Source organism: Pararhizobium sp. DWP1-1-3 (assembly GCF_049896125.1).
Classification (GTDB): domain Bacteria; phylum Pseudomonadota; class Alphaproteobacteria; order Rhizobiales; family Rhizobiaceae; genus Pararhizobium.
The window spans coordinates 276,760-288,292 of sequence record NZ_JAFCTR010000007.1 but is presented as its reverse complement, the minus strand read 5'-3'; the positions used below and the strand labels follow the sequence as shown (position 1 = coordinate 288,292).

Here is an 11,533-nt window from a genome sequence, read left to right as displayed (position 1 = left end):
GCCCGCTACAACCCCGCCCTCAAGGCCTTCCGCGACCGTCTCGTCGCTGCCGGCAAACCCAAAATCGTCGCCATCGTTGCGACAATGCGCAAGCTTCTCACCATTCTCAATGCCATCATCCGGGACAATAAACCATGGCAAAACGCTTGACGAACAAGACAGTCGCTCTCCCCGCTGGGGAGAAGAGGGAGTTCGCGGTCCCCTCAACACTTCAAGCCACGCCCGGAAAATCCGTCGTGGGTTTTGCTTGCTTTCAGTCACTTGGTCGGGGCGCTGGAAAGTGCCGATGACTAAGTAATTTATATGACGCCTTCCGGCGCCCCGTTCAGTGTCTTTTGCCGCGCTTCTCAGGTTCTTCTGCGCTTTCCTCTCTGACAGGAAAGCCTCCAATGCCCCGGCCCGGCCGCTTATCCGCTGGGCTTTTCAATGAGGCGGGGTTTGGTCCTGGGCCGTCCAAGGACGGCGTGACCACCCGGCACGCCCGGTCCGCTTTCACGAACCGGAGGAGAACCGCCTTTCACGCAGCCCCGGGGATTTCGCGCGCGTTTCGCCAAACCCTCCGGGCACCGGCCCCACCTCGCCGGCAACGCTTTCCGGTGTATCCGTGGTGGGACGGGAAGAAGTATGGCACGGGTTTTGAGGGCGGGGATTTGCGGGGATGAATTTTTTCATCCGCCAACGTCGCGCGCATCCGTTGTGCCGGGTCTGCCGAGACTCTATACGTTGGCGGTCACAGCCGTGCCCCAATAATTTCCCCGTTTCACCAACCGTCGAGTGAGTGCCCATGTCATCCCGTATCAAGATTCACCGTGACGGCCCGGAATTTTCGCGAATGGTCTGGGGCGCCTTTCGTATTGCCGACAACCGGGAAACGAGCGGGATCGCCTCGATCGCCCGGACTGTCGATACATGCCTGGATGCCGGCATCACCACGATCGACCATGCGGATATCTATGGCGGCTACCGGGTCGAGGCGCTGTTCGGCGAGATGCTGGCAACCCGTCCCGACCTGCGCAACCGGATCGAGCTGGTCACGAAATGCGGCATTGCCCTGACTGGTCCGGCGCGGCCGGAGCATCGCGTCAAGCATTACAACAGCACGGCCGTTCATATCCGCTGGTCGCTGGAAAACTCGCTGCGCAACCTGAAGACCGATCATGTCGACATGCTGCTTTTGCACCGGCCCGATCCGCTGATGGATGCAGCCGAGGTGGCCGAGGTTCTGGAAGCGCTGGTTTCGGAAGGCAAGACGCGGGCTGTGGGGGTTTCGAACCATACGCCGTCGCAATTTGCGATGCTGCAATCGAAGCTGCCTATTCCGCTGATGGTCAACCAGATCGAGCTTTCGGTGACGCATACCGCGCCGATCTATGACGGGACGCTGGACGACTGCGTCAATTACGGGATTTCGCCGATGGCGTGGTCGCCGCTGGGCGGGGGGCGCCTGTTCGACCGGGAGAAAGGCAACCCGCAGCTCGTCGATCTTTTGACCGGCCTTGCAGACAAATACGGCGTGCACGGTGCGGGCACTGTGGCGCTTGCCTGGCTGTTGCGCCTGCCGTCCAAGCCTTTGCCGATCATCGGCTCGACCGACCCTGAACGGGTGAGGGCGCTGGCGCGGGCGGTGGAGATCGAGTTTGAGCTGCAGGACTGGTTTGAGGTTCTGGAAGTGGCGACCGGACGGCCGGTGGCGTAAAATCGGAATTTGACGGTATGGCTGGCTGCATTCATACGGTTTCCGGTTCATCGCCTCTGAGATTGAGGAGGCTCACCCCCCTCTGTCGGCGATGCCGACATCTCCCCCTCAAGGGGGGAGATCATCATCAGTCTCAAAATTCGCCAGGGAAAAGAATAATCTTCCCTTGAGGGGGAGATGTCACGAAGTGACAGAGGGGGTTAAGCCGCCGGGATTTCGGATTGAGCGGAACTCATCAACCGGAAACCGTATCACCCCAGCAGCTTCACCAGCTGCCACTCGCCGTTGGCGTCCTTCTCGACGCGCTTGTTGCCGCGGTAGCAGCGCAGCTTTCCTGCCTGCTTGTCCATGACGAGGCGGGTCGGGGTGGATTTGGATTTGCCGTTTTCGCCGATGGCCGCAGCCAGCGCTTCCTTGAATTTCCCCGCCTTGTAGAGGGCGACAAGATCGTCGTCGGTCATTGTCGCGTTTCCTTGTGCGGCTGGGTTTGGTCGGTGATCTGAGGCGATTGAGCTCTGGGTGGCCACCCCACCCCGGCACGGTGTGCCGACCCTCCCCCTCAAGGGGAGGGTGAAGAGAGGCTTATGCCTCTCCTTAGAACATCCGGTCAGGTAATGACAGTGGGTTCCGTGCGGCCCGTGCGGGTCTTGATGCCGGCGATCTCGTCGGCGACGGTGATCAGGTCGGCAAGGGCTTCCTGGGTTTCGGTGTCATGCTTGGAAGCATCGGGCTCGTAGCGTTCGATATAGACGCGCAGGGTCGCGCCCGATGTGCCGGTGCCCGACAGGCGGAAGACGACGCGGGAGCCGCCTTCGAACAGGATGCGAATGCCCTGGTTGTTCGAGACCGACTTGTCGATCGGGTCGTTGTAGGAGAAGTCGTCTGCGGTGGCGACCTTCAGCTTGCCGAATGTCTTGCCGGGCAGGGTGGCGAGCTGGTCGCGCAGCGCGGTCACCAGGCCGTTGGCGGCGTCCGAATCGACCTCTTCATAGTCGTGGCGGGAATAGTAGTTGCGGCCATAGGTGGTCCAATGCTGGCGGGCGATATCCTGAACGCTTTCCAGGCGCACGGCGAGAATGTTGAGCCAGAGCAGGACCGCCCACAGGCCATCCTTCTCGCGCACGTGGTTGGAGCCGGTGCCGGCACTTTCCTCGCCGCAGATGGTGACGAGGCCGGCATCCATCAGATTGCCAAAGAATTTCCAGCCGGTCGGGGTTTCGTAGATGCCGATGCCGAGCTTTTCGGCGACGCGGTCGGCGGCAGCACTGGTCGGCATCGAGCGGGCGATGCCGGCGAGGCCCTTGGAATAGCCGGGCGCGAGGTTCGCATTGGCGGCGAGCATGGCAAGGCTGTCGGAGGGGGTGATGAAGATGCCCTTGCCGATGATCAGGTTGCGGTCGCCGTCGCCGTCGGAGGCCGCGCCAAAGTCCGGCGCGTCGTCGCTCATCATTTCCTCGTAGAGCGCGCGGGCGTGGACGAGGTTCGGGTCCGGGTGATGGCCACCGAAATCGGGCAGCGGAATGAAGTTGAGCACCGAGCCCTTGGCGGCGCCCAGGCGATTTTCGAGGATTTCCTTGGCATAGGGGCCGGTCACCGCGCTCATCGCATCGAAGACGATGCGGAAGCCGCCGCCGATCAGGTTGCGGATGGCGCGGAAATCGAACAGCTTTTCCATCAGCTCGGCATAGTCGGAGACCGGGTCGATAACCACGACTTCCATGCCGGCAACGTCCTGGCTGCCTTCGATATCGAGGTTGACATCGGCGACCTCGGCGATCCTGTAGGTCTCGATCGTGCGGGTGCCGGCGTAGATGGCGTCGGTCACTTTTTCAGGGGCCGGACCGCCATTGCCGATATTGTACTTGATGCCGAAATCCTCGGTCGGACCGCCGGGATTGTGGCTGGCCGAGAGCACGATACCACCGAAGGCCTTGTATTTGCGGATGACGTTGGAGGCGGCCGGCGTCGACAGGATGCCGCCGCGGCCGACGAGGATGCGGCCAAAACCGTTGGCAGCCGCCATCTTGATGGCGATCTGGATGGCTTCGCGGTTGTAATAGCGGCCGTCACCGCCAATCACCAGCGTTTGACCCTTGAACCCGTCGAGGCTGTTGAAAATCGACTGGATGAAATTCTCGGCATAGTTCTTCTGCTGGAAGACCGGCACCTTCTTGCGCAGTCCGGACGTTCCGGGCTTCTGGTCCAAATAGGGCGTGGTCTGAACGGTTCTGATCATGGTCTTAGCCTTTCGCAAGAAGACTGGAATAGAGGTCGGCATACCGATGCGCACTCATATCCCAGGACACGTCTGATTTCATACCCTGAGCCTGGAGACGAGCCCAGACTTTCGGTTGCCGGTAGGCGGTAAAGGCGCGCCGCAGCGCTTGGCGCAAGCTTGGAGCAGAAACGGGCGAGAATTGAAAGCCTGTCGCGACCTTGGCGGCAAGGGCCGCTTCGTTGGCGTCGATGATCGTGTCGGCAAGGCCGCCGGTATGGGCGACGATCGGCACGCAGCCGTAGCGCAGGCCGTAAAGCTGGGTGAGGCCGCAGGGCTCGAAGCGCGAGGGAATAAGGATGGCATCGGCACCGGCCTGCATCAGGTGCGACAAAGGCTCGTTATAGCCGATCACCATGCCGACCCGGCCGGGATGGCGGGCGGCGGCCGAAATGAAGGCGCTTTCGAGCGCCGGATCGCCCGAGCCGAGCACGGCGAGCTTGCCGCCATTGTCGACGATATCGTCGATCACCTCGGCGAGCACGTCCATGCCCTTCTGCCAGGTCAAGCGGCTGACAACGCAGAAGATCGGGCCGGGGGCATTGTCGAAGCCGAACTGCGCCGACAGCGCCTTGCGGTTGGCCGCGCGCTTCTTCAGCGAGCCTGGCCCGTAGGGCTCGGCGATATTCCTGTCGGTCTGCGGATCCCAGACATGGGTGTCGATACCGTTGACGATGCCGGAGAGGCTGGCGAGACGTGCGGTCAACAGGCCTTCAAAGCCCATGCCGAATTCGGGCGTGAGGATTTCCTGGGCATAGGACGGGCTGACCGTGGTGATGGCATTGGCGGTCTGCAGGCCACCTTTGAGGAAACCGACATCGCCGAAATATTCGACATAGCTCATGGAAAAGGCTTCCGGCGGCAGCGCCAGTTCGGCAAAGACGTCCGGCCCGAACTGGCCCTGGAAGGCGATGTTGTGGATGGTCAGCACCACCGGTGTGGCATGAGCCGGGCCGAACCGCATATAGACCGGCGTCAGCGCCGCCTGCCAGTCGTGGACATGGACGAGGTCCGGCTTCCAACTCGGCAGCAGGCCGCCGGCGATCTCGGCTGCGGTCAGCGACAGGGCGGCGAAGCGGCGGAAGTTGTCGGTGTAGTCGAGCCCGGTCGTATCGACATAAGGACCACCGTCGCGATCAAACAGTTCCGGTGCGTCCAGCACCAGAAGATCGAGACCATCGTGGTCCACAGCCAGGATCGAGGCGGGGTTGCCGAACAGGTTGTCGAAGCCGCCGATCTTCTGCGGCTTCTTGATCTTTTGCATCACCACCGGATAACCGGGCATCAGCGTGCGCATGCGCACGCCGTGCGGTTTCATCGCCGCCGGCAGGGCGCCCGCCACATCGGCGAGACCCCCTGTCTTGATCAGCGGGAAGACTTCCGATGCGACGGACAGAACTTCCATGCTCACAGATCCAGCTTGTCGATCATCGCCTGGGTGATCAGGCAGATGCCGTTTTCCGAGCGGCGGAAGCGCTTGGCGTCGAATTCCGGATCCTCGCCGACGACGAGGCCTTCCGGGATGACGACGCGGCTGTCGATGACGACGTTGCTGAGCTGCGTATGCCGGCCGATCTTGACATTCGGCAGGATGACCGCCCCGTCGAGACGGGAGAAGGAGTTCACCCGGACGCCGGTAAACAGCATGGACCGGTTGAGCGAGGCACCGGAAATGATGCAGTCGCCGGAGACCAGCGACGAGGTGGCGGAGCCACGGCGGTTTTCGTCGTCATGGACGAATTTCGCCGGCGGCTTGATCTCGGCGAACGTCCAGATCGGCCAGGTGCCGTCGTAGATGTCGAGTTCCGGGGTGACGTGGGTCAGGTCAATATTGGCCTGCCAATAGGCGTCGATCGTGCCGACGTCGCGCCAATAGGCTTCGCGCTCGAAATCGGAGCGGACGCAGGACTGGTTGAAGCGGTGGGCGACGGCTTTGCCGTGGCTCACGATATAGGGGATGATGTCCTTGCCGAAGTCGCGGCTTGATGTCGGATCGGCGGCGTCGCGGCGCAGCACGTCCATCAGGAACTTGGTGTGGAAGACGTAGATACCCATCGAGGCCAGCGCCATCTCGGGATTGCCGGGAATGCCCGGCGGGTCGGCAGGCTTTTCGACGAAGGCGATGATCTGGTCCTTTTCATCGACATGCATCACGCCGAAGCCGGTCGCTTCCATGCGCGGCACTTCCAGGCAGCCGATGGTAACGTCTGCGCCGGAGTCGACATGCTGCTGCAGCATGAGCTCGTAGTCCATCTTGTAGATATGGTCGCCGGCCAGGATGACCATGTATTCGACGCCGTGGTCTTCAATAATGTCGATGTTCTGATAGACGGCGTCGGCGGTGCCTTCGTACCACTGCGTTTCAGAGACGCGCTGGGAGGCGGGCAGGATGTCAAAACTTTCGTTTCGCTCGGGGCGGAAGAAGTTCCAGCCGTTCTGCAGGTGGCGGATCAGCGAATGCGCCTTGTACTGCGTCGCGACGCCGATGCGGCGGATACCGGAATTCATCGCGTTCGACAGCGCGAAGTCGATGATGCGGGCCTTGCCGCCAAAATAGACGGCCGGCTTGGCGCGACGGTCGGTCAGTTCCTTGAGGCGGCTTCCGCGGCCGCCTGCAAGGACATAGGCCATTGCGTCACGGGCGAGGGGTTGTATCCGTTTTTCCATTGAATTTCCTCCCGATAGTATGGTTCCCGGGCGGTTTGACCGCTCCTGGAACTGTGTCCTCTCCAAATATTATTCTGATCCACGGCGTTGACGGGTCTTGGGAGCCCGCCTGGCCGTGTATTATTCCTGTTCCAGCATCAGTGTCGCCAAAGGCGGCAGGGTGATGGTGGCGGTAATAACGCCTGCACTGTTTTTCGTTGCCTGGACGGCTCCTCCGTTGCCTTTGCCGCTGCCGCCGTAAATCTCGGCATCGCTGTTGAGAATTTCCTTCCACCGCCCCTCCACCGGCAGCGGTATCGTATAGTTTTCCCGGTAGACCGGGGTGAAATTGCTGATGACGGCGATGGTCTTTTCACCGGGCGCCTTGCGCAGCCAAGCAAACACCGAATTCTCGCGGTCATCGGCGATCAGCCATTCGAAGCCTTCGCCCTCGCAGTCGCGCGCATGCAGCGCCGCCTTGTTGCGATAGGTGCCGTTCAAATCCCGCACCAGACGGCGCATGCCTTCGTGGAGCGGATACTCAAGCAGGTTCCAGTCGAGCGAGCGATCTTCCGCCCATTCCTGCCACTGAGCGAATTCCTGGCCCATGAACAGCAGCTTCTTGCCGGGATAGCCCCACATGAAGCCGTAATAGGCGCGGAGATTGGCAAATTTCTGCCAGTCGTCACCGGCCATCTTGGCGATCAGCGAGCCCTTGCCATGCACCACTTCGTCATGGGAAAGCGGCAGCACGAAATTTTCGCTGAAGGCGTACAGCAGGCCGAAGGTCAGGTCGTTGTGGTGGTGCTTGCGATGGACCGGTTCGCGCTGCAGATATTGCAGCGTGTCGTGCATGAAGCCCATGTTCCACTTGAAGCCGAAGCCGAGGCCGCCGGCATGAACCGGAGCCGAGACCTTCGGCCAAGACGTGGATTCCTCGGCGATGGTGATGATGCCGGGATGGCTGCCGTAGACTTCCTTGTTCATGGTCTGCAGGAAGCGGACCGTGTCGAGGTTCTCGTTGCCGCCATACTCGTTCGGCACCCATTCGCCATGCTTGCGCGAATAGTCGAGGTAGAGCATCGAGGCGACCGCATCGACGCGCAAACCGTCCAGGTGGAATTTTTCGGCCCAGTAGAGTGCGTTGTTGACGAGATAGGAAAACACCTCGGCGCGGCCGAAATTGTAGATCGCGGTGTTCCAGTCGGGATGGTAGCCCTGACGCGGGTCCTCATGCTCGTAAAGGGCTGTGCCATCGAACCAGCGAAGGCCGTGTGCATCGGTCGGGAAATGGGCGGGAACCCAATCGAGGATGACGCCGAGGCCAACCTTGTGGGCGCCGTTGACGAAGCGGGCAAAACCTTCCGGCTCGCCGAAACGGGCGGTCGGCGAATAAAGCCCGGTGGTCTGGTAGCCCCAGGAGGGATCATAGGGATATTCGGTGACCGGCAGGAATTCGATATGGGTGAAGCCCATATCGACACAGTAGGGGATCAGCCGTTCGGCCATTTCATCCCAGGTCAGCATGTCGCCATTGTCGCGACGCTGCCAGGATGCGGCATGCACCTCGTAGATCGAGATCGGCTGGCGGCGTGCATCGACATTGGCCCAATGTGCCCGGTGTTCCTCGTCCTGCCAGACCTGTTCGATCTCGCCTGTGGTCATCGACGCATTGTTCGGGCGCAGTTCCGAGCGGCGGGCGAACGGATCGGCCTTCAGGGGCAGCAGTTCGCCGTTCTTGCCGACGACCTCGTATTTGTAAATCGCACCGGATGGGACGTCGGGAATGAAGATTTCCCAGATGCCGGTGTCCTGTCGCAGCCGCATGACATGGCGGCGGCCATCCCAATCGTTGAAATCGCCGACGACGGAGACTCGCTTTGCATTCGGCGCCCAGACGGCGAAATGAAAGCCGTCGGCGCCATCATGCTTAATCGGATGTGCGCCCATCTTGTCGAACAGCCGCAGATGCGAGCCTTCGCGGATGTAATAGTCGTCCATCGGACCAAGCACCGGGCCGAAACTGTAGGGATCGGTGACGGTCCATTCGCCGCCGCCGTTGCGGGCGCGGTAGCGGACCGGTTGTGCCTTTTTGACGGCAACGATGCCTTCGAAGACGCCGGCATCGTCACGCCGTATCAGCGTGCCGATCTCCTTGCCGGCCAGGGTTTCGGCGGTCACCGTTTCGGCGCCGGGAAGAAAACAGCGGGCGACGAACTCCTTGCCCGCCGGATGGACACCGAGGGCGGCGAACGGATTGCTATGAGTGCCAGCGAGGATCGCCGCAATCTCTTCCGCCGGCAGACTGGCTGACGGGACGGTAGGCGTGGCGTCGTTTGGCACTGGTGTCATCCGGCTCTCCAAATTTCCCCGGCATATTGCCGGATTGTGCGGTCAGAGGAAAACCAGCCCATGCGCGCGGTGTTGCGGATGGTCTTGGAGTACCAGCTGGCCGTATCCGTCCAGATCGCATCGACTTCACGCTGAGCCTTGGTATAGGCATCGAAATCCGCCGCCACCATGAACCAGTCGTGATTGTAGATGCCATCGATCAGGCCGGTGAAGCGGTTTCGATCGTCGGGCGAGAACACGCCGGAGGAAATTGCAAACAAAGCCTGCGACAGTTCCCGCGATTGCTCGATGATGGCGCGGGGGTTGTGACCCTCGGCGCGCACCTTGGCGACTTCGTCTGCCGTCATCCCGAAAATCTTGATGTTTTCCTCACCGACCCAGTCACGCATTTCCACATTGGCGCCATCCAGCGTTCCAATGGTCAGCGCCCCGTTTAACGCGAACTTCATGTTCCCGGTTCCGGAGGCTTCCATGCCGGCGGTCGATATTTGTTCGGAAAGATCGGCCGACGGCACCATGATCTCGGCCAGCGAGACGTTGTAATTGGGAATGAAGACGATCTTGAGCAGACCGCGCACCGCCGGGTCGTTGTTGATGACGCGCGCTACGTCGTTGGCAAGCTTGATGATCAGCTTGGCGTTGTGATAGCTCGGTGCCGCCTTGCCGGCGAACAGTTTGACGCGTGGAACCCAGTCCAGCTCCGGATGCGAGCGGATCTGGTCGTAGAGCGAGATCGCCTCGATGATGTTGAGGAGCTGGCGCTTGTATTCGTGGATACGCTTGATCTGGATGTCGAACATCGCCGACGGATCGATGCGGATGCCCATGCGGCTCTGCACCAGCTGGGCAAGCTTGACCTTGTTGGCGCGTTTGATCGCAGCGAATTTTTCCTGGAAATCGGGCTTGTCGGCAAATGGATCCAGCGCCTGCAGGGCTTCGGTATTGTCCATGAACTCGTCGCCGATCGCCTCGCGGATCAGGGTGACGAGCTCGGGATTGCACTGCATCAGCCAGCGGCGCGGGGTGATGCCGTTGGTCTTGTTGTTGATGCGCTGCGGATAGAGCCGGTGCAGGTCGGCAAACACCGTTTCCTTCATCAGCTCGGTATGGAGGGCGGACACGCCGTTGATCGAGTGCGAGCCGACAAAGGCGAGGTTGCCCATGCGCACGCGGCGGTCGCCGCTTTCGTCGATCAGCGAGATGTTGCGGACCTCCTGGTCCGTGTGGGTCTTCTGCTTGCGGGCCTCGAGCAGGATCTTGGCGTTGATCGCATAAACGATCTGCATGTGGCGCGGCAAAAGCCGCTCGAACAGCGGCACCGGCCAGGTTTCCAGCGCCTCGGGCAGCAGCGTGTGGTTGGTGTAGGAAAAGGTGTGGCGGGCGATATCCCAGGCTGTCTCGAAATCCATGCCGTGGACGTCGGTCAGCAGACGGACGAGTTCGGCAACGGAGACGGCCGGATGGGTATCGTTGAGCTGGATCGCCACCTTGTCCGGCAGGGAGGTGAAGTCCGGATATTGCTGCAAATGGCGGCGCAGGATGTCCTGCAGCGAGGCGGACGAGAAGAAGAATTCCTGGCGCAGGCGCAACTCCTGACCGGCAGGCGTCGCGTCGGCCGGATAGAGTACGCGGGCAAGGCTTTCGGCCTTGTTGCTTTCCCTGAGCGCGCCGATGTGATCGCCGGCATTGAAGGCATCGAGCAGGATCGGGTCGATCGGATGGGCGGTCCACAGGCGCAGCGTGTTGACGCGCTTGGCGCGCCAGCCGACGACGGGGGTGTCGCAGGCCGTGGCGATGACGCGTTCGGCCGGTTTCCAGACGTAGCGGGTGACTTCCTCATCGACGTTGACGGTTTCGACCGAGCCGCCGAAGCCGATTTCGTAGGAGCTTTCGCGGCGTTCGAACTCCCAGGGATTGCCGTGGGCAAGCCAGGTTTCCGGCAGTTCGACCTGCCATCCATCGGCCATTTGCTGGCGGAACAGCCCGTGGACATAACGGATGCCGTAGCCATAGGCGGGGATATCGACCGTCGCCATGCTTTCCATGAAACAGGCAGCCAGGCGCCCAAGGCCGCCATTGCCGAGCGCCGCGTCCGGCTCAAGGGCTGCGATGACGTCGATATCGACGCCGAATGAGGCCAGCGCCTCGCGCAACTCGTCCATCAGGCCGATATTGGTGACGGCATCGCGCATCAGGCGGCCGATCAGGAATTCAAGCGACATGTAGTAAACGCGCTTGGCATCGGTGGCGTAGGTCTTGCGCGTCGATTCCATCCAGTTGTCGGTGATGCGGTCGCGCACCACCAGGATGGCAGCTGTCAGCCAGTCATGCGGCTTGGCGACCTTCGGGTCCTTGCCGATCCGGTAGGTGAGGCGCTCGATGATTTCCTGGGCAAGGACTTCAGAGCTCGATGCGCGGGGTGCGGCGCTCGGAATTTTCTCGTTTGACAAACGATCGATCATGGAAAAGGCTTACCCTCTGCGTGCGGTTTGGGAGACCGGAGGCGAATACCAACGGGGCATATGAGCGATTTATGCACCGATACGAAGCGCTTGCAATAGCGT

The 11,533-nt window shown here is 61.4% G+C and carries 7 protein-coding genes and 1 pseudogene; 2 read left to right on the top strand and 6 right to left on the bottom strand.

Annotation, left to right across the window (positions count from 1 at the left end):
- Positions 1–150: pseudogene (locus ACP7BS_RS17005) on the top strand (IS110 family transposase); the annotation flags it as partial.
- A gap of 634 nt (positions 151–784) precedes the next feature.
- Complete coding sequence (locus tag ACP7BS_RS17000; protein WP_426239031.1) at positions 785–1,696, top strand: aldo/keto reductase; 912 nt, start codon at positions 785–787, stop codon at positions 1,694–1,696.
- Between the two features lie 251 nt (positions 1,697–1,947).
- On the opposite strand, the gene ACP7BS_RS16995 is transcribed toward ACP7BS_RS17000, so the two are convergent.
- From ACP7BS_RS16995 to ACP7BS_RS16970, 6 genes are all read right to left on the bottom strand, one after another.
- On the bottom strand, positions 1,948–2,157 hold the full coding sequence (locus ACP7BS_RS16995; protein ID WP_426229760.1) for a hypothetical protein: 210 nt from the start codon (positions 2,155–2,157) through the stop codon (positions 1,948–1,950).
- A gap of 146 nt (positions 2,158–2,303) precedes the next feature.
- The gene (locus tag ACP7BS_RS16990; RefSeq protein ID WP_426239030.1) at positions 2,304–3,932 is read right to left on the bottom strand and encodes an alpha-D-glucose phosphate-specific phosphoglucomutase; all 1,629 of its coding nucleotides are present in this window, start codon (positions 3,930–3,932) and stop codon (positions 2,304–2,306) included.
- Between the two features lie 4 nt (positions 3,933–3,936).
- Positions 3,937–5,376 carry a glycogen synthase GlgA gene (glgA, locus tag ACP7BS_RS16985; protein ID WP_426239029.1) on the bottom strand — a complete coding sequence of 480 codons (1,440 nt, stop codon included), beginning with the start codon at positions 5,374–5,376 and terminating at the stop codon, positions 3,937–3,939.
- 2 nt (positions 5,377–5,378) lie between these two features.
- The gene (gene glgC / locus ACP7BS_RS16980) at positions 5,379–6,638 is read right to left on the bottom strand and encodes a glucose-1-phosphate adenylyltransferase (protein ID WP_426127076.1); all 1,260 of its coding nucleotides are present in this window, start codon (positions 6,636–6,638) and stop codon (positions 5,379–5,381) included.
- 120 nt (positions 6,639–6,758) lie between these two features.
- Positions 6,759–8,969 carry a 1,4-alpha-glucan branching protein GlgB gene (gene glgB, locus ACP7BS_RS16975; RefSeq protein ID WP_426239028.1) on the bottom strand — a complete coding sequence of 737 codons (2,211 nt, stop codon included), beginning with the start codon at positions 8,967–8,969 and terminating at the stop codon, positions 6,759–6,761.
- Positions 8,966–11,431, bottom strand: coding sequence for a glycogen/starch/alpha-glucan phosphorylase (locus tag ACP7BS_RS16970; RefSeq protein WP_426229755.1), 2,466 nt, complete (start codon positions 11,429–11,431; stop codon positions 8,966–8,968). Before ACP7BS_RS16970 ends, glgB begins: the two co-directional genes overlap by 4 nt.
- Positions 11,432–11,533 lie beyond the last annotated feature (102 nt).